Annotated in this window: 16 protein-coding genes; 7 read left to right on the plus strand and 9 right to left on the minus strand. The window is 62.7% G+C overall.

Features of this window, described 5'->3' with window-relative positions; genetic code table 11:
• Positions 1-22: 22 nt before the first annotated feature.
• The 3 genes from AB4Y31_RS06615 to AB4Y31_RS06625 form a co-directional block, all read right to left on the minus strand.
• A complete protein-coding gene (locus AB4Y31_RS06615; RefSeq protein ID WP_368673199.1) occupies positions 23-1,996 on the minus strand; it encodes an AI-2E family transporter in 1,974 nt (657 codons plus the stop codon).
• Between the two features lie 93 nt (positions 1,997-2,089).
• Positions 2,090-2,896, minus strand: a complete 807-nt coding sequence (locus tag AB4Y31_RS06620) for a helix-turn-helix domain-containing protein (protein WP_368673200.1) — start codon at positions 2,894-2,896, stop codon at positions 2,090-2,092.
• Between the two features lie 59 nt (positions 2,897-2,955).
• Positions 2,956-3,321: a nuclear transport factor 2 family protein gene (locus AB4Y31_RS06625; RefSeq protein ID WP_368673201.1), complete on the minus strand. Its 366-nt coding sequence runs from the start codon at positions 3,319-3,321 to the stop codon at positions 2,956-2,958.
• 245 nt (positions 3,322-3,566) lie between these two features.
• On the opposite strand from AB4Y31_RS06625, the gene AB4Y31_RS06630 reads away from it, so the two are divergent.
• Positions 3,567-3,908, plus strand: a complete 342-nt coding sequence (locus AB4Y31_RS06630) for a DUF1330 domain-containing protein (protein ID WP_368673202.1) — start codon at positions 3,567-3,569, stop codon at positions 3,906-3,908.
• An 8-nt stretch (positions 3,909-3,916) separates the two neighbouring features.
• Here the strand turns inward: AB4Y31_RS06630 and AB4Y31_RS06635 are convergent, their stop codons facing one another.
• Positions 3,917-4,834 (minus strand): LysR family transcriptional regulator, encoded by a 918-nt coding sequence (locus AB4Y31_RS06635; protein WP_368673203.1) that lies wholly within the window; start codon positions 4,832-4,834, stop codon positions 3,917-3,919.
• 135 nt (positions 4,835-4,969) lie between these two features.
• Between AB4Y31_RS06635 and AB4Y31_RS06640 the strand changes: the two genes are divergently transcribed.
• From AB4Y31_RS06640 to AB4Y31_RS06650, 3 genes are all read left to right on the plus strand, one after another.
• Positions 4,970-6,313 carry an amidohydrolase family protein gene (locus tag AB4Y31_RS06640; RefSeq protein WP_368673204.1) on the plus strand — a complete coding sequence of 448 codons (1,344 nt, stop codon included), beginning with the start codon at positions 4,970-4,972 and terminating at the stop codon, positions 6,311-6,313.
• 68 nt (positions 6,314-6,381) lie between these two features.
• The gene (locus AB4Y31_RS06645; protein ID WP_368673205.1) at positions 6,382-7,581 is read left to right on the plus strand and encodes an arabinose transporter; all 1,200 of its coding nucleotides are present in this window, start codon (positions 6,382-6,384) and stop codon (positions 7,579-7,581) included.
• Between the two features lie 55 nt (positions 7,582-7,636).
• Positions 7,637-8,407: an SDR family NAD(P)-dependent oxidoreductase gene (locus AB4Y31_RS06650; RefSeq protein WP_368673206.1), complete on the plus strand. Its 771-nt coding sequence runs from the start codon at positions 7,637-7,639 to the stop codon at positions 8,405-8,407.
• Between the two features lie 97 nt (positions 8,408-8,504).
• On the opposite strand, the gene AB4Y31_RS06655 is transcribed toward AB4Y31_RS06650, so the two are convergent.
• From AB4Y31_RS06655 to AB4Y31_RS06675, 5 genes are all read right to left on the minus strand, one after another.
• Positions 8,505-9,503: a transketolase family protein gene (locus AB4Y31_RS06655; RefSeq protein ID WP_368673207.1), complete on the minus strand. Its 999-nt coding sequence runs from the start codon at positions 9,501-9,503 to the stop codon at positions 8,505-8,507.
• A complete protein-coding gene (locus tag AB4Y31_RS06660) occupies positions 9,500-10,345 on the minus strand; it encodes a transketolase (protein WP_018443565.1) in 846 nt (281 codons plus the stop codon). Before AB4Y31_RS06660 ends, AB4Y31_RS06655 begins: the two co-directional genes overlap by 4 nt.
• A gap of 36 nt (positions 10,346-10,381) precedes the next feature.
• Positions 10,382-11,710: an MFS transporter gene (locus AB4Y31_RS06665; protein ID WP_368673208.1), complete on the minus strand. Its 1,329-nt coding sequence runs from the start codon at positions 11,708-11,710 to the stop codon at positions 10,382-10,384.
• 120 nt (positions 11,711-11,830) lie between these two features.
• Positions 11,831-12,580, minus strand: a complete 750-nt coding sequence (locus AB4Y31_RS06670) for an SDR family NAD(P)-dependent oxidoreductase (RefSeq protein ID WP_368673209.1) — start codon at positions 12,578-12,580, stop codon at positions 11,831-11,833.
• 207 nt (positions 12,581-12,787) lie between these two features.
• Entirely contained in the window at positions 12,788-13,675 is an 888-nt protein-coding gene (locus AB4Y31_RS06675; RefSeq protein ID WP_368673210.1) for a LysR substrate-binding domain-containing protein, read from the minus strand.
• A gap of 395 nt (positions 13,676-14,070) precedes the next feature.
• On the opposite strand from AB4Y31_RS06675, the gene AB4Y31_RS06680 reads away from it, so the two are divergent.
• The 3 genes from AB4Y31_RS06680 to AB4Y31_RS06690 are packed head-to-tail and all read left to right on the plus strand — an operon-like array spanning position 14,071 to position 17,684.
• Positions 14,071-15,591, plus strand: coding sequence for a sugar ABC transporter ATP-binding protein (locus tag AB4Y31_RS06680; protein ID WP_368673211.1), 1,521 nt, complete (start codon positions 14,071-14,073; stop codon positions 15,589-15,591).
• A gap of 46 nt (positions 15,592-15,637) precedes the next feature.
• Positions 15,638-16,636 carry an ABC transporter permease gene (locus tag AB4Y31_RS06685; RefSeq protein ID WP_368673212.1) on the plus strand — a complete coding sequence of 333 codons (999 nt, stop codon included), beginning with the start codon at positions 15,638-15,640 and terminating at the stop codon, positions 16,634-16,636.
• A gap of 31 nt (positions 16,637-16,667) precedes the next feature.
• On the plus strand, positions 16,668-17,684 hold the full coding sequence (locus AB4Y31_RS06690; protein ID WP_368673213.1) for a substrate-binding domain-containing protein: 1,017 nt from the start codon (positions 16,668-16,670) through the stop codon (positions 17,682-17,684).
• Positions 17,685-17,686 lie beyond the last annotated feature (2 nt).

The following is a 17,686-nucleotide window of genomic DNA, read 5'->3' on the forward strand; positions in this document are numbered from 1 at the left end:
TGTTGCGAGTGCGTGGGCGCGATCATAGCGCTTTGGCAATCTGCTGATTTCCTTTGGCTCCCGCATTGCCATTGCGATTGCCGTTGCCGTTCTCGTTCAGCATCGAGCGGGTGCGCAACACTTCGGCGCACGCGTCGGCCAGCGCGGCGAAGGAACCAATCGCCGGCTCCTTCACGGGGCCGGCCGCCTCCGGTTGACTCTGTGCGTTGTGGCGTGCGGCATTACGGTCCTCGGCAAACGCAATCCCCATGACGAGATCCGGCGATAGCGCTTGAAGTCTGCTGACGAGGTTGCGCAGATACGGCGGCGACTCGCGCCATTCCAGCGTCACAAGACAGACGACCTTGTCGCGGCTGATTCGCGCGTCCTCGCCGCGCCTGCGCAAGAACCGTTCGGCAGAGACGGCAATGACCTCGATACCGCGCCCCTGTAGCAATTGCACGAGGATCGTCGCGGCAAGGCCGTCGAACTCGCCCCGTCCCTTCACGCAGAGCACGGGGGCGCGTTCATCGGGCGCATCATGCGGGGTGTCGTTCAAAGGCCCACGGCGCGCCTCGGCCTTCGAGCGCTTGCGCGGCGCGAGGGCCACGCTGGGTGAATCCGCCGGTGCCAGCCCGCCGATGACGCTTAGCGCCGCGGAGCGCACCGCAGTCAGCTGTCCGGGCGGGACCACACCGCGCGCGACGTCGTCGCAGGCGAGCCTCAGGCATTCGAGCATGACTGTGTCGTACCAGGCCTCCAAAGACGTTTTTTCGAGCATCGTCGCCGCCTGAGCGAGCGCATCCGGCGCATCATTGGCCAACAAACGCTGGTAAAGATTTTCGCCCGGCGTCAGGACTGGATGGTTACCGAATAGCACATCGAGGAAGGCGACGCGCTCGACGTGGCGCCCGAGCGTCACGAGACACAGCGTAAGAGGCGTGGACAGCACGAGCCCCACGGGTCCCCATATCCAGCCCCAGAAAATGGCGGCGATGATCACAGCGAACGGCGACAAGCCCGCGCTGTTGCCGTATAGCAGCGGCTCGACGAATTGGCCCGCGGCAAGCTCGACCGCCGCGAAGACGATGGCGGTCCAGATCATCATCCACCAGCTGGGGCCGATGGCCGCGGCGAGGATGACGGCGAGGAGCGCCGCGATCCACGCGCCCACGTATGGCACGAAGCGCAGCAAGGCGGTTATGACGCCGAACAGCAATGCCCCCGGCACGCCGATGAGCGCGAGTCCAATACTGATCAGCGTGCCGACGCTCGCGTTGATCGCCACTTGAACGAGGAAATAGCGGCTCAGGCGCCGCGCGGCCTCGTCCATCGCGGTCGTGGTGCGATGCAGGTCGCGCACGCCGAAAAGGCGAATGAGTCTATCGCGCAGATCTTCGCGCTGAAGCAGAATGAATATCGCGACGACAGCCACGATGCCCGCCGTCGCGAGCGGGCTCACCACCGGTGCCACGAAGCGCTGCACGAGCTGGAATGACGAAGGCCTGGGCTCGAGTACCTCGACCGGCATCGGCGGGCGGTCCGACGAGTTCGCCGAGCGATCGTCGCTGCTCGGCGGTTCCGGGGTCCGCGCAATGTGCCTGAGCGCGGCGGTCGCCCGCCTCAGCAGTGCATCCGCGCGGCCGATCGTCTCTTCATGCAGCGTTTTCGCCTTGCGTTCCACCGCTGCCTCGTATCGCGGCAGATCGCTGGCCAATTGGGCGACCTGTGCGCCGATAAGGACGCTCGTCGCGGCTAACACACACAATGCGACCAATACCGAGGCAATGACGGATGGAACGTGGCCCAAGCCCGCACGCCGCAACGATGTTGCAAATGGCGCCAGCACGAAGCTCAGTAAAACGGCCAGCGTAATCGGCATCAGCACGGCGCGCCCGAAATAGAGCGCGACGATCACCACGACGCCGGCGACCAGCGAAGTGAGTGCTCTGAGACCCGGCACCTCGGGCGGCGGGCCGCGGTCGCTGCTGCGCCGCGGCGGCAAAGGACCACTCATGATGAATGGGTAAAGCAAGCTCCATACCTGAGCGAATTCCGAGCCGCATTCGATGACCGGGCAACCGTTGCCAGACCATGTCGCGGCGCACGCTCATTTTGCGAGCTGCCTGAGAATCCTGCCAGTCTCGGCATCGGCGGGGAAAAACGCCTCCAGCGCAAGCTCGGAGAGCGTGATGTCACGCGGTGTGCCAAATACTGTCGTCGTGGAGATGAACGACAACAAGCCTGCGTCGGTGATGAACTTCAGCGGCACGAAGACGCCGCCATTGTCCACAGGCATCGTCGCTTGTGTCGCGTGAGCATTGCCGGCGATCGGAAACGCCGAAAGTTCATGCAGGAGCTCGGACAGCACGCCGTCACCGGTGACGGCGATCTGGCGCCGGAGCCGATCCAAAAGATGAGCTCGCCACTCGGCAAGGTTGGCGATCCGCGGCGCGAGCCCCCTCGGGTGGAGGCAGAGTCGAAGCACGTTGACGGGGGGATCGAGCAGCGCGCTGTCCTCGACTCCGGCTGTCAGCAAGCTGAGCGCGGCATTGGCCGCGACGAGATGCCAGTGCCGGTCGACGGCCAGCGCCGGAAACGGCTCATGTCCTTTCAACACCATTGCGATCGCTTCGCTCACGGCTGCCATGGCCGGATCCTCGAGAGATCGCTCTTCATAGACGGGCGCAAAACCCGCTGCAAGCAACATGGCGTTGCGCTCGCGAAGCGGGACGTCCAAGCGCTCGGCCAGATGCAGCAGCATCTCCCGGCTCGGCGTTGCACGCCCACTTTCAAGGAAGCTGAGGTGTCGTTGAGAAACCTCGGCCTCCAACGCAAATGCCAGCTGACTCATGCGGCGGCGTTGCCGCCAGATGCGCAGATAGTCACCCGCCTTTGCGGTGATCCGTTCGTTCATGCGCGTACCTGATTGTGTCGAGGCGTATTGGTTTGCCCCTCGCAGGTGAGCGGCCGAAGTCAGGCATTCGGCGGCACCTTGTCGAGGAACCCGGTGACGGACTTCAGTCGGCCCTCTTCGATGACCACGAAGTCCGTGCCCTTAATCATATCGGGCTCGGATCGAGGCCCGAGCGCCCAGGTAAAGCGGATTCGGTCGCCATAGGCATCGACGCGGCCATCGAGAGTGAAGCGGAATCCGGGGAAACGTTGATGCACTGCGCCGATTAGCGCACTGATCTCCTCGCGCCCGTCGCCGCGCATCAATGGGTCGACATACGCGGCATCCTCGCTCCAGCCTTCGTTCAATAAGGCGTTGCGGCGGATTGGGTCGGCTTCGTTCCAGACAGCGATATAGCGCTCGGCGATATAGGTAGCGTCGGTCATCTCACTCTCCGATGTGTGGGCACCTGTCATTCAGGCAGGTCCACAGTAGCTTGCGCAAAGCGGGCGCTCAATTACCCGGCAGGTAATTGAGCCGGACGGCTTCCTCACTCAATCTTTGTCTAACAGACAGGGGGCGTGTGTGTAGCTCCGCACCGCGCGTTCAGGCGAAAAATGCGGGCAGGCACTCACAGGACCCCGAATCTTTCGGACCCGAACTACAACAGCTATTCATGAGGAGAAAAGACATGACATCGTACGCAGTCGCCCGTCTTCGGGACGTCAGAATGGGAGCGGAAATCAAAGCCTACCTCGCCAGCATCGACGATACCCTCGCTCCTTTCGAAGGGCAGTTCGTCATCCACGGAGGGGAGCGCACAGTGCTCGAAGGAGAGTGGACCGAAGACTTGATCGTGATTGCCTTTCCTGACCTCGCCCATGCACGCGGTTGGTACGAATCGCCCGCTTATCAGCGCATCCTTGCGTTGCGCACAGGAAATTCGTCTGGCGATGTCATTCTGATCGAGGGGGTCCCCCCCGGCCACCAGGCAACGGATGTTCTGACCGGCGGCGCGGGGGGACAGCCTTAGTATGGGCCTCAACGCCGGGTCTCGTAGTCCGAGCAAATCTCGATACAAAAACTCAGGAATGCTTCGACGGCCGCGGGCGGCAATTTGCGCGAAGGCCTGATGGCGTAGAGCGGAAATGTCTCGCCCGGCCAATCGGGAAAGAGTTCGATCAGTGCGCCACCCGCGATCAGCGGCTCAACGCCGAGCGCGAGCACCTGTGCGATACCGGCTCCGGCGATACAGGCTCCCACCATCGTGTCGACATCGGTCAATGTCAAGCGGCCCGTCGTTTCAACATGGCGGACTTCGTTGTCCCGATGAAATTCCCAGCGAAACGGCTTGCCTCGCTGCGGATCGATGTACTGGAGGCAATCATGTCCAGTGAGCTGTTCCGGCGTCGCGGGGCGGCCGCTCTTCCTCAGATAGGTCGGTGACGCGACCGTCAGCACACGGGTGGTCAGCAGCAGGCGCGACGTCATGCTGGTAGGCGGTTGCGGCCCGAACCGCACGGCGACGTCGATGCCTTCCGCAACCAGGTCCCCGGCGTCCGGCAGCAGGACGGATACCAGATCGACCTCCGGATAGCGCTCCGAGAACTCGGGCAGTCTGGGCGCCAGAACGTGCCGGGCAAACAACGGGTTGAGACTGACGCGTAACGCCCCGCGGACTGTTTCCGCCGCACCGGAGACTACGTTGGCGGCCTGCTCGATGCCGGACAGATGAGGTGACACGAGCTCATAGAGCCGGCGTCCGTCTCCCGTGAGATGGAGCGCGCGCGTCGTTCGGTCGAGCAAGCGAATGCCGATGCGTTCCTCGAGCCTGGAAACGGCCCGGCTGACCCCCGACGCCGAGAGTCCCAGAACCTCTCCCGCCCGCGTGAAGCTGCCCGTCTCGACCACCGCCGCCAGCACGCTCATACCGGAAAGCAGCCGCCCGTCGAATCCCATCGGCTCCACCTTTGCATTTACGCAAAAAAGTTATGAATACGGCCATCTTAATCAAAGTTGGCGCGCAGCCTATCGTTTCACCGCAGCGCTGCACGCAAAGCTCATTAACCTACGTTCGAATCCACGGAGTCCACAATGTCTCACGCAGATCGCAAGGTTCTCTTCAAAGGCGGTACCGTCGTTACGATGGATGCTGCTGTGCCCAATCTCGCGACGGGCGATGTTCTCGTACACGGCAGCCGCATCGCCGCGGTGGGTCCCCGCATCGAGGCCAACGGCGCCGATGTTATCGATGCAACCGGCAACATCGTCATGCCCGGTTTGATCGACGCGCATCATCACATGTGGCTCGGCGCGTTGCGCCGCATGATGCCCGATGTCGACGATCTCTTCGCTTACATCGATGTCGTCGCGGAGAAAGTGGGGCGGCACTATCGGCCGCTCGACATGTACATCAGCACGAAGCTGACGGCAATCGCGTCGCTTGACGCGGGCATCACGACGATCATCGACGCCTGTCATTCGTCGCGCAGCCCCGAGCATACCGATGCGGCACTCGATGCACTGGACGAGGCAGGGATCCGCGCGCTGCATATGGTCGGCGCGGCCATGGACAAGCAGGCATCGACTGAGCACCTTCCTTCGGATCTGAAGCGTCTTGCCGCCAGATGGAATCAGGGGGATGGCCTGGTGCGCGCCGGACTTTTCGGCCAGCTTAAGCTCGAGTGGTGGAAGGTCGCGCGGGACCTCGACATGCGCATCCTGACCGAATTCATTGGCGATCTCGCGAAGCTCGGGCCGGAATTCGCAAAGCCTGGCGTCCTCGGGCCGCACAACATCTTCAATCACTGTACGCGAGTGCCGCGGGAGACGTGGAAGCTTTTGGCGGAAGCCGGCGTCAACATTACGATCAACCCTCGCTCGGATGCGCTTTTCGGCTTTGACGACGACACGTTCGCCTACCAGCAGGCGATCGAGCACGGACTCACCCCGGCGCTTGGCATCGATCTCGACACCGCTTTCGGCAGCGATATGTTCGGCGAAATGCATGCGCTCTTCGGGCAGCAGCGCTCGGCCATGTCGTATCGGCGCTTCCGCGGCGAAACGCAGGTGCCTGCACCGATTTCCGTCGAAGCAGTGCTCAGGGCTGCAACGATCCACGGTGCGCGTGCCGCCGGTCTCGAAAGCGAAGTCGGCACGCTCACGCCCGGCAAGCAGGCGGACATCGTCATGCTTCGCACGAACGGTGTGGCGGTTTTCCCGGTCACCAATGCAATCGGCACCGTCGTACAGGCCGTGGAGCGTTCGGACGTCGACACGGTGATGGTCGGCGGCCATATCCGCAAGCGCGCCGGCAGGCTAGTGGGCGTCGATGTCGCGAAGCTCGAGGCCGATGTCACGGCCACACGCGAGTACCTGTTGCAACGGAGCGGCTATCGCCCGCAATTGTTCGGCGCGTTCGACCAGCACGCGGCTTGATGCAAGGACGCCGAAGCCCGTTGGCCGGCGTCTCGCATTTCCCCTAACCGCATTTCATGGAGGCTGTCATGTCAGCACTCGCCGTGAGCGATGCGCGCCGAGCGAAGGCCACATCGACTCTTTTACCCCGCCCGGCGCCGGGCGTCATCGCGGCGCTCTTTTTCGGGTACCTCAGCGTCGGGTTGCCGCTGCCGGTGATCCCACTCTTCATCCACGAGAAACTCGGATTCAGCAATTTCATAGTCGGCCTCGCGATCGGCATTCAGTTCCTGGCCACGGTCCTGACGCGCGGTTACGCCGGCCGGTTGACCGATCGTCATGGTGGCAAGCGGTCCGCGCTGCAGGGCGCCGCGGTCTGCGCGCTCGGCGGATTGCTCTACCTTGTCTCCGCATTGCCGGGACTGCCACCCGCTACCAGCCTTGCCATCATTGTCGTTGGCCGCGTGGCGGCGGGGTTCGGGGAAAGCCAGTTCGTGACCGGTTGCGTGTCGTGGTCGATTGCCTCGGTCGGCCCGCAGCGCGCGGGTATGTCGATGTCATGGACCGGAATCGCAATGTTCGCCGCGCTTGCCGTCGGCGCCCCGATCGGTATGGTGCTGTACCGCGACTATGGCTTGCGGGCCGCCATGGTTGCGTGCATCGTCGCGCCGCTCGTGTCGGCGGCCATCGCCGCGCGCGAGGTGCCCTATACGACGCCGGCCGGTGAGCGCCTGCCGTTTTACCGGGTAATCGGTCAGATTCTGCGCGAAGGCATCGGGCTGATGCTGCAAGGCGTCGGTCTCTCGGGGCTGACGGCCTTCGCCTCGCTGTACTTTGCTGCGCGCCAGTGGAGTGGGGCAGGCTGGATCATGACTGCGTTCGGCGTCGGCTTCATCTTCGTTCGCGTGGTGTTCGGCTCGTTGCCGGACCGGAGGAGCGGCTATCAGGTCGCACTGTGGTCGCTGGTGGTCGAGGCGATCGGTCAGGTGATGCTTTGGGGCGCGCCCGCGGAGACTGTGGCGTTTGCCGGCGCCGTCGTGACGGGCCTCGGCTGCGCGCTGGTCTTCCCAGCGCTCGGTGTGGAAGCGCTCAAGCGCGTGCCTCCGGCCAACCGGGGGAGCGCGATGGGGGCGTTCGTCGCGTTTCTCGACATCGCCTACGGCATTTCGGGGCCCATCGCAGGCGGCATTGCGGGACAATTCGGCTACGCCGCTGTCTATCTGTTTGGTACCGCTTGCGCGCTTGCGGGCGCGGCGCTCGTTGCCAACGCTCGCAGCAACAAATCCTGAATTTTGGAATCATGGCGCGAACAGTCGTTCGCCGGCACTGCTTGGGAGATATCTCATGTCACGCATATTCGTTTCTGGATCATCGACAGGCCTTGGCCTGATGGCGGCTCAACTGCTGGCAAGCCGGGGGCATCAGGTCGTTCTTCATGCGCGCAACGCCGAACGTGCCGAAGAGGCGCGGCTCGCGTTGCCGGGGGCCGAGGCGGTCGTAACGGGAGACATTGAAACCATCGCGGGTGCGCGTGCGGTAGGTGCGCAAGTCAATGTGCTCGGTCGCTTTGACGCCGTTATTCACAACGCCGCCGTCGGCTATCGCGAAGGTCACCGGCTGACGGCGGATGGCTTGCCGCACGTGTTCGCCATCAACACGTTGTCGGTCTATATTCTGACGGCGCTCATCGAGCGGCCAAAGCGGCTCGTCTATCTGAGCTCCGGCATGCATCACCATGCCGACGCGAACCTCGACGACATACTCTGGCGCACGCGCCGCTGGAGCGGGTCTCAAGCCTATGCCGAAAGCAAGCTTCATGACGCAATGCTTGCTTTTGCCGTAGCGCGACACTGGGCCGATGTCCATTCGAATTCGCTCGAGCCCGGATGGGTGCCGACCAAGATGGGTGGCCCGGGCGCACCGGATGATATGAATCAATCTCATCTGACCCAGGCTTGGCTCGCCGAGGGGAGCGATCCAGAGGCCGATGTCACTGGGGCCTATTTCTACCATCTGAAAAGGATGCGGCCGAATCCACAGGCGCATGATCACGCGCTGCAGGATCGTCTCATCGATATCTGCGCGGACATCTCGGGAGTGCCTTTTCCGGCCTGATCAGGCACGACGTGCCCATCTCGCTTGAGTACCGAGCATGACGCCGCCGGTCGTAGTGCGGTCGGCGGCGTCCTTTTCTCGCGGATAACTGAGCCGCTTAGGCGAGCCATCCCTTGATGGTTTGACACATGACTTCCGTCGAGATGCCATAACGCTCGTGCAGCGTGGGCAACGCGCCCGCATCGAGAAACTCGTCGGGTAGGGCGATCTGACGGAACGTCGGCGTGACGCCCGCGCTCAGCAGTTCGCGCGCGACGGCTTCGCCGAGTCCGCCGATCACCGTATGATTTTCGGCAACCACGACCATGCGGCCGCTTCGCTTTGCCTCGCGCAGAATGGTGTCCGTATCGAGCGGCTTGATTGTCGGCACATGCAGCACGGCGACGTCCACATGATCGGCCTCGAGTGCCTTGGCGACTTCGAGCGAGCGCATCGTCAACATGCCGGAAGAGATCAGAAGGACATCGTTGCCGCCGCGCAGGAGCTTGGCTTTACCGAGCTCAAAGCGGTAGTCGTACTCGTCCAGCACCGCGGGAACGTTGCCGCGTAGAAGACGCGCGTAGACCGGGCCCTCGTGCGCAGCGATCGCGGGCACCATTTGCTCGATATCGAGCGCATCGCACGGATCGATCACCGTCATGTTCGGCATCGCGCGCATCAGTGCGAGATCCTCGGCTGCCTGATGGCTCGGACCGTAACCGGTCGTCAGGCCCGGCAGCGCGCAGACGATCTTCACGTCGAGGTTGTCCTCGGCGATGGTTTGATGGATAAAGTCGTACGCGCGCCGCGTCGCGAACACCGCGTAAGTCGTCACGAAAGGTTGGGCACCTTCGTGCGCGAAGCCTGCCGCGGCGCCCATCAATAGCTGCTCGGCCATCCCCATCTGGTAATAGCGCTCGGGGAACGCCTTCGCGAAGATGTGGAGGTCCGTGTATTTGCCGAGGTCGGCCGTCATGCCGATCACGTTCGCCTTCGTGCGCGCCAATTCGACCAGCGCGTGTCCGAACGGCGCCGAACGTGTGGCCTGACCTTCCGCCGCGATCGACGCGATCATCGCGGACGTTTTCAGGCGGGGCTTTTTCTCGATGGTGCTCATGCTTGCCTCCCAGCTTCAAGTGCTTCGAGCGCGAGCTGCCACTCGTGCGCATCGACGCGGATGAAATGGTTCTTCTCGCGTTGTTCGAGAAACGGTACCCCGCGACCCATCTTCGTATCGCAGACGATGATGCGCGGTTGCGGCTTGGCGTGACCGCGCGCATTGTCGAACGCGCGCTTGACCGACTCGATGTCGTTGCCGTCCACGCGCTGCGTGTACCAGCCGAACGCTTCCATTTTTTCGACGAGCGGCTCGAATGCCATGATCTGCGTGGAAGGGCCATCGGCCTGCTGATTGTTGACGTCGACGATGGCGATAAGGTTGTCGAGCTTCCAGTGCGCGGCGGACATGATGCCTTCCCAGACCGCGCCTTCGTCGAGCTCGCCATCGGAGAAGAGGGTATAGACGAATGCGTCGGAACCCTTGCGCTTCAATCCCAGACAACGTCCGACCGCTATCGTGAGACCCTGGCCCAGCGACCCGCCGGACATCTCCATCCCGGGCGTATAGCTCGCCATGCCGGACATCGGAAGGCGGCTGTCGTCGCTCCCATAAGTTTCGAGTTCATCGGCAGGCAGAATGCCTGCTTCGAAGAGTGCCGCGTAAAGCGCGATCGCATAGTGACCATTCGACAGCAGGAAGCGGTCACGGCCTTCCCATTCGGGATCCTGCGGCCGATAACGCATTGCGCCAAAATAGGCGACGGCCAGGACATCGGCGATGTCGAGCGCCTGGCCGATATAGCCCTGGCCCTGGACTTCGCCCATCAGCAATGCATTCCTTCGGATCCGATACGCGCGCTCGGCGAGCGAGACGTCCTCGGAAATCGCTACGTTGTCCATCTAAGACTCCTTTGATATCGAAAGACTTTCGGCCTTTCAGCGGTTGACCGTTTTTGCAGGGACCAGGAACACGAGCAGCGCGCCCAGCGCCACGGCCAGCGAGATGAAGATGAGGCCGGCGGTCGATTTGCCCGTCAGGTCGTTGAGCCAGCCGACGATGGCCGGCGAGAAGAAGCCGGCGAGATTGGCGAAGCAATTGACGGCCGCGATGCCGGCGGCGGCCGATACGCCGCCGAGCATGGCCGTCGGGAGCGACCAGAACTGCGACGACGAGGCGAGGATGCCGGCCGAGGCGATGCTGAGGCACACGATCGATGCGCCGACGCTGCCAAGCAGCGGTAACGTCGCGAAGCCGGCCACCGAGACGAGCATCGGAATCGCGAGGTGAAAGCGCCGTTCGCGCAGACGATCGGCGCTCATGCCGATCAGCGGCAAAGCGACGATCGCGCAGAGATAGGGGATCGCCGTAAAGATGCCGACCCACAGCGCATCGGATACGCCAGCCTTGCGAATGATGGTCGGCAGCCAGAACGTCAAGCCGTACTGACCGAGCACCACGCAGAAATAAATGGCGGCCAGCAGCCATAAGCGGCGATCGCCGATGAATGCCTTGATCGAAGCATGCGCGGTCTTGTGCGCGTTGTCGCCCTCGACGTTGCGTGCGAGCAATCTTTTTTCCGCGTCGTCGAGCCATTTTGCGCTGGCGATACCGTCGTCGAGATAGAGCAGAATCGCGACACCGAGCACGAGCGACGGCAAAGCTTCGAGAAGGAAAAGCCACTTCCATCCGGCCATGGACATGGCGCCCTGCAGCGAATGCAAGATCCATCCGGAGAGCGGCCCGCCGAGTATGCCCGCGAGCGGAATCGCCATGAAGAAGATCGACAATGCCTTGGCGCGGCGTGCGCTCGGATACCAGTACGTCAAATAAAGAATCACGCCAGGCGCAAAGCCCGCCTCCGCGACACCGAGCAGGAAGCGAAGGGCATAGAAGGCCGTCGGCGATTTGACGAATATGAAGCTCGCGGAAATGACCGCCCATGTCAGCATGATGCGCGCGAGCCACTTGCGCGCGCCGACCTTGTGAAGAATGACGTTGCTCGGTACCTCGAACAGGAAGTAGCCGAGAAAAAATATCCCCGCGCCCATTCCGTAGATGGTTTCGCTGAATCGCAAGTCGTTCAGCATCTGCAATTTCGCGAAGCCCACGTTCACGCGATCAAGATAGGCGCCGAGGTAGCAGAGCATCAGGAACGGAATGATTCTGCGGCTGACCTTGGCGTAGGTTCGTGCCTCGAAGCTCGGCGAGTCGCCGCGAGCGATCGCATCGTCCGTGGCGGGGGTCGCTGGGTAGGTGGATTTCATTGTTGTCTCCTGTTGGCTGCGGGCTGTCCGCCGCGGGTGCTCCCGCGCGGTGACCGCGAGCCCTATGCCCGTGTTGATCCGGGTTTCGGTAATGAATGCCGCGCGAGCGCGGCCGCGTCTTCAGTGAATCAGCATGCCGCCATTGACGTCGAGCGTGATGCCGGTCAGGTAGGTCGAGAGGTCGCTGACAAGGAAGAGGCACGCGTTGGCCACGTCGGCTGCGTCGCCGAGCCGGCCGAGCGGGATGCCCTTGATGATCTCCGCACGCATGTCGGGCGTGAGCTTATCGCCGGTGATGTCCGTCTGGATCAGGCCTGGCGTGATCGAGTTGACGCGAATGCGATTTGGGCCGAACTCGCGGGCCATGGCTTTTGCGAGTCCGAGCACGCCCGCTTTGGCGGCACTGTAGTGAGGCCCGCCGAAGATCCCACCACCGCGTTGCGCGGACACCGACGACATGCAGACGATGCTGCCGCCGTTCTGCTCTTTCATGATCGGGATGACCGCTTGCGACATGTAGAGCGTGCCGCGCAGATTGACGTCGACGATGGCATCGAAATCCTTGCCGCCGATCTCGAGCGTGCGCACGGGCTGGGTGATGCCGGCGTTGTTGATGAGTCCATCGATGCGGCCGTACCGTTCGAGCGTCGCACGGACGGCGGATGAGCAAGCCGTCTTATCGGTCACATTGCAGGCGAGTCCGAGATGCCCGTTGCCGAGATCCGCGGCCGCCGCTTCCGCATCTTCCTTCCGCAAGTCGATCACTACCACCTGCGCGCCCTGGGCGGCCAACGCTTTTGCCGTTGCCTTGCCGATGCCGCGGGGCGAGGCGGCGCCGGTGACCATGATGACCTTCTTCTCGAGCAACATCGGTTGTCTCCTGAGTGTTGATTGATGCCCGTAGTGTTGGCCGAAGGGGCAACCGAAACAACGCGGAAACGCTCAACAATGGCTGAGAAAAATTCAAGTGAAGCGCGGCGGGGTCGCGCGAGAGACCGATGAAATCCGAGTTTTTCTCGACGAGAAAAGCCCTAACGGCAAGGGCTGCGGATTCATCTCTGTGAAGGGGAAGCCGCGCTAGGGCTTGGCGGATGCCTCGCGCTCCATCCAGGCGAGAAACCGTTCGACGCGTGGCAGGTCGGCATTTTGATTCGGGTAAACGAGATGGTGCGCGCCGACCTCGACCGCGTACGTCTCATCGAACACGGGAACCAGTAAGCCTTCCTTGATCTTGACGGACGCGAGCATGAGGCTCTCCAGCGCGATGCCCAGGCCGAGCGCTGCTGTCTCGATCGACATGTATGAGCGATCGAACGAAAAGTCGAACGTTTTCTGCACCGCGGCAACCCCGGTCCTGCCGAACCACTGCTTCCATTGCACGAGCGGCGTCTCGGAGTAGATCAGGCGATGGGCGAGCAGATCAGCCGGCGTTCGGACGGGATGCCGCTCGAGATAGGCAGGCGAAGCGAGCGGCGCAATGTACTCGCCGCGGATCGTCCTGACTTCCAGGTTGCTCCAGTTGCCGTATCCGTGACGGATGTCGACGTCGTAATAGCCGCTCGAAAACGAAATGTCCTCGTACGAGCAGGCGAGATTGAGCTGAATGTCGCCGTTGGCCTCCTGGAACGACGAAAGGCGGGGCAGCAGCCACATCAGGCCGAAGCTCGGGCTCGAATGCACGCGCAGGATGTCGACTTCCTTGCGGCTCGAGGCCCGCTCCGTGGCTCGGCTGAGGTCGGCCAGCGAGCCCGTCACATCCGAGAGATAGCGCTCGCCGGTCGGCGTCAGCACGAGTCCGCGCCCCGAGCGCTGGAACAACGGCTGACCGATGATCGACTCGAGATTGCTCAATTGGTGGCTCACCGCCGACGCGGTCAGGCCGAGCTCCTCGGCCGCGCGATTGACGCTTTTCGTTCTGGCGACGCTTTCGAACGCGATGATGGCCTTGAGCGGTGGGATACGCATCGTGAAATTTTTTTCAGTCGCAGTTGAAGAAAACCGCATTGCTTCCGCGCGGTCGTGGCTGCCATTCTGTCGACAAGCGCACGAGCTTCGAGCACCCAGCCGCTGAAGCGATCGTGCAGGCGGGAAGCTCTCTTCGGCATCCGCCCTATACCGAATGACGCAGCGCACAACTGCGCAGGAGACATCGATGCATTATCCGTTTTTCCCTCCCGCGGCGCGAACGGTGCCGCACAAAAAAATCTAGACGGGCCGGCCCACGCGGTGCGCGTCGCCTTCCGCGACGGAAGACGGAGCTTGGCTCGCCGGTGTGCCGTTCCTGTCCCCGCTCAGACATACCTCGCGACCTCGCACCTCGATGCATGAGGCTCGCCAATCATCCCGTCGGGAGAGTCGAGATGGCTCCACAGCCTTACCTGTTATCCGCGCGCTCGATCGTGAAGAGCTTTGGCCCGACGACTGTATTGAAGGGATTCGACCTCTCCATCGCCCAAGGCGAGGTGCACGCTTTTCTCGGCGGAAACGGCGCTGGCAAGTCGACTTTCATCAAGATCGTCTCGGGCCAGCATGAGCGCGATGCGGGCACCCTCGAGTTCGATGGAGATACGGTCGGTGCTTCCGTAGCCGCGCATGTCGACGCGGGCGCCATCGCGGTCGTGAACCAAGAGTTGGCGCTGCTGCCGCATCTGTCGGTCGCGGAAAACATTGCGATTCCGCGCTTGCGGCGTGCTACGCACAGATACAGCGAGCGCGCTTCGGCGGCGATCGCAATCGAAGCGCTATCGCTGATCGACCCGCATTTCGCACGCGAATCGGTCGGGCGTCTCGTCGGCGACCTGACGTTGCACGAGCGGCAACTCGTCGAGATCGCGCGGGCACTGGGCTCGGGCGCCAAGCTGCTGCTGCTCGATGAGCCGACTGCTAACCTGACCGCCGCGGAGACAGGGCGACTCTTTGCCGTGATCCGCCGGCTCGTAGCGGGCAGGGGGCTGGCCGTCCTGTTCGTCTCGCACCGAATGCGCGAGATTCGGCAAATCGCCGACGTCTGCACGATCATCCGCGACGGCAAGACGGCGATTGACCGCGTTGCGCTCAACGCGATCACGGATCGCGAGATCGTCGAATGCATGGGACAGAGCACTGCGGCGGAAGACCATGCGGGGGCGGCGAGCACGGGCGGCGTCTCCCTGGCGGTGCAAAAGGAAACGAGTGGGGAGCAAGGCGATGTCATCGCCATCCATCATGCGGGTATCGGCTTGACGATCCGGCCGGGAACGATCGTGGGACTCGCTGGGGCGCCGACAGGCCCTGCCGCGCTGATCGATGCATTGACCGGGCTTGCTGCTCAGCAGACTTGGGACGTCAAGCGCAATGACGCTCCGGTGAAATACAGCAGCCCCGCGGCGGCAGCGCGCGCCGGTATCGGCTTCGTATCGGGCGATCGCTCGAACAAGGGCATCCTCGCAACGTTGCCGATTATCGACAACCTCATGGCGGCGCGGCGCATCGTCGAAGGGCGAAGTGTCGCGCGCAACGACGAACTGGCGGAGGGCAAGCGGCTGATCGAAGCCTTGAACATACGGGCGCGCTCGCTCTGGGATTTGCCTTCTACATTGAGCGGCGGCACGCAGCAAAAGCTGCTTATTGCGGGCTGGCTCACGCTCGAGCCCAAACTGCTCGTGCTCGAGGAGCCGACACGTGGCGTGGACATCCGCACCAAACGCGAGATCTATGCGCTGATTCGAAAGATGGCGGCGCAAGGGACCGCCGTGATCTGGTGGTCGACAGAATACATCGAATTGGCCGAACTCTGCGAGACGGTGCTCGCATTCGATCTCGATGGAAAGCCGACATGCGTGCTGCGCGATGCGCAAGTGAATGAAGCCGCGCTCGCGCACGCCACGGGCATGGCCGCCTGAATACAGCGCGCGATGCGCAGCAAGCATGCATTTCCCTCTGGAGACAATGATGAAGTCAGTCACGCAACCGATCACGACCGAACCCGTTAAACCTGGCGGCTGGCTTCGCCGCTCACTGTCGACATACCGTACCGAAATTGCGATCGCGATCGCCATCGTCATCGTCGAGCTGGCCGTCGGCATGGTGGTCCCCGCAGCGTTGTCGGGCGGTAATATCGCGAACGTCACGCAGGCGGCGGCGCCGCTCGTCATCATGTCCTTCGGCGTGCTGCTCGTCATCATTACGGGCGGTATCGACCTTTCCGTCGGCTCCGTGTTTTCGTTGACGGGCATGGTGACAGGGCTCGCCATGGCGCACGGATACGGCGCGATCGCAAGCAGCGCGGCGGGGCTTTCCGTCGGCGTCGTCATCGGCTTGATCAACGGTGCGCTCGTCACCTTCGTCGGACTCGCGCCGTTCGTCGTGACGCTGAGCACCTACGCGATTGCGGGGAGCCTGTCGTTCATCGTCACGAACGGCAATTCGCTGCCGATTTCGGATCCGAACTATTGGCTGCTGAACTCAGGCGCGCTCGTTCCCGGATTGCCGAACTATCTGCTCTGGTGCGTCCTCCTGCTCATTTCGATCGAGTTCTCCTTGCGCAAGGTCGTGGCTGGCCGTTGGCTCTACGCCGTCGGCAGCAGCAGTTCCTCGGCACGCGTCATCGGCATTCCCGTCAATCGCGTTCGGCTGACGGCCTATCTGCTGTCAGGGCTGCTGGCGTCTTTCGCGGGCATCGTCAGCGTCTCGTACGTCAGCAACGCGGAAGCAACGGCAGGCTCGAGCCTGATGTTGCAGGCCATTGCCGCTGTCGTGATCGGCGGCGCAAGCCTCTTCGGCGGCACGGGCTCCGCAATAGGCGCGCTGCTTGGCTCGCTGATGATCACGATCATTCAGAACGGCGCAAACCTGATCGGTGTGAACAGCTTCTGGCAAGGCACCGTCACGGGGATCGTCATTCTCATCGCGGTGCTGGTCGACCGCATCACCAAGGCACGGCGCTAAAGCCGCATCAACGAGGTACAAGGAGACAAGCATGAGCATCACGACTACGAACCGAGCCGGCCAATTGGGAAAGCCGTGGGGAAAAATGATCGCGGCAACGCTATTGATTGCTTCCGCCGCGTTATCGCAAACGTGTTTCGCGCAGGCGAAGCAGACAGTGGCCTATATCGCGCCGTCATTGGATATCTCGTACTGGCAGTGGGTGGCATACGGCGTGAAGCAGCGCGCTCAGGAACTCGGTATGAATTATGTCGAATTCACATCGGAGAACTCGCCCGCGAAGCAGATGGACAACGTCCATACCGCTTTGACGCGCGGGGTGAGCGCGATCGTCATGGGGCCCGTCAGTTCCACCAGCACGCCGCCCGTGCTGCGCCTGCTGAAGGAGAAATCCGTGCCGATCGCGTTCGCGGGAATTGGGCCGCAGGCCGGACAAACGGACTTCACGTCGGCCGTTACGGCGAACAACTATGAAACGGGCAAGGCGGAAGGCGCTTACGCTTGCAAATTGGCGAAGGCGCGCGGCGGCAACAAGATCGCCATGCTGTCGCTGCCGTTGGATCGCGAGAACGCGCAGAAGTACATGAAGGGGGCGCAGGAGGCGTTCAAGGCCGACGGTTGCGATCTCGTTCAAGTACTGCAGACGCACGGCTTGACCGTCAACGAGGCGATTTCACAAGCCAACGATGTGCTCACGGCGCACCCGGACGTGAAAGCGATTTACGGTATGTACGATGAAGCCGCAATCGGTGCGGCCAAGGCACTGCAAACGAGAGGTCTCACAGGAAAGGTGGCCGTCGTGACCGCCGATGGCAGCCCGACGACGATCCACCTGCTGCGCGATGGGTCGATACAGGGCATCTTCCTTCAAGAAGCGGTCGGACAGGGTATCGATGCGACGACGCAGGTCTTCAATGCGCTGAACCACAAGGCGACCACGCAAGAACTTGCTTTGAAGGAGCCGCTCGTCACGCAGGAGACGATCGATCAGCCCGATGCGCAGGCTAAGCTCAAGCGAGTCTACCCGCCCGCGGCCGGCAGCTATTGATG

Source organism: Trinickia sp. EG282A (assembly GCF_040965455.1).
GTDB lineage: Bacteria > Pseudomonadota > Gammaproteobacteria > Burkholderiales > Burkholderiaceae > Trinickia > Trinickia symbiotica.

Bases quoted from the DNA above. Each gene is read 5' to 3' on its own strand.
- AB4Y31_RS06615 (WP_368673199.1), bottom strand. From the start codon at position 1,996: ATGAGTGGTCCTTTGCCGCCGCGGCGCAGCAGCGACCGCGGCCCGCCG.
- AB4Y31_RS06620 (WP_368673200.1), bottom strand. From the start codon at position 2,896: ATGAACGAACGGATCACCGCAAAGGCGGGTGACTATCTGCGCATCTGG.
- AB4Y31_RS06625 (WP_368673201.1), bottom strand. From the start codon at position 3,321: ATGACCGACGCTACCTATATCGCCGAGCGCTATATCGCTGTCTGGAAC.
- AB4Y31_RS06630 (WP_368673202.1), top strand. From the start codon at position 3,567: ATGACATCGTACGCAGTCGCCCGTCTTCGGGACGTCAGAATGGGAGCG.
- AB4Y31_RS06635 (WP_368673203.1), bottom strand. From the start codon at position 4,834: ATGGGATTCGACGGGCGGCTGCTTTCCGGTATGAGCGTGCTGGCGGCG.
- AB4Y31_RS06640 (WP_368673204.1), top strand. From the start codon at position 4,970: ATGTCTCACGCAGATCGCAAGGTTCTCTTCAAAGGCGGTACCGTCGTT.
- AB4Y31_RS06645 (WP_368673205.1), top strand. From the start codon at position 6,382: ATGTCAGCACTCGCCGTGAGCGATGCGCGCCGAGCGAAGGCCACATCG.
- AB4Y31_RS06650 (WP_368673206.1), top strand. From the start codon at position 7,637: ATGTCACGCATATTCGTTTCTGGATCATCGACAGGCCTTGGCCTGATG.
- AB4Y31_RS06655 (WP_368673207.1), bottom strand. From the start codon at position 9,503: ATGAGCACCATCGAGAAAAAGCCCCGCCTGAAAACGTCCGCGATGATC.
- AB4Y31_RS06660 (WP_018443565.1), bottom strand. From the start codon at position 10,345: ATGGACAACGTAGCGATTTCCGAGGACGTCTCGCTCGCCGAGCGCGCG.
- AB4Y31_RS06665 (WP_368673208.1), bottom strand. From the start codon at position 11,710: ATGAAATCCACCTACCCAGCGACCCCCGCCACGGACGATGCGATCGCT.
- AB4Y31_RS06670 (WP_368673209.1), bottom strand. From the start codon at position 12,580: ATGTTGCTCGAGAAGAAGGTCATCATGGTCACCGGCGCCGCCTCGCCC.
- AB4Y31_RS06675 (WP_368673210.1), bottom strand. From the start codon at position 13,675: ATGCGTATCCCACCGCTCAAGGCCATCATCGCGTTCGAAAGCGTCGCC.
- AB4Y31_RS06680 (WP_368673211.1), top strand. From the start codon at position 14,071: ATGGCTCCACAGCCTTACCTGTTATCCGCGCGCTCGATCGTGAAGAGC.
- AB4Y31_RS06685 (WP_368673212.1), top strand. From the start codon at position 15,638: ATGATGAAGTCAGTCACGCAACCGATCACGACCGAACCCGTTAAACCT.
- AB4Y31_RS06690 (WP_368673213.1), top strand. From the start codon at position 16,668: ATGAGCATCACGACTACGAACCGAGCCGGCCAATTGGGAAAGCCGTGG.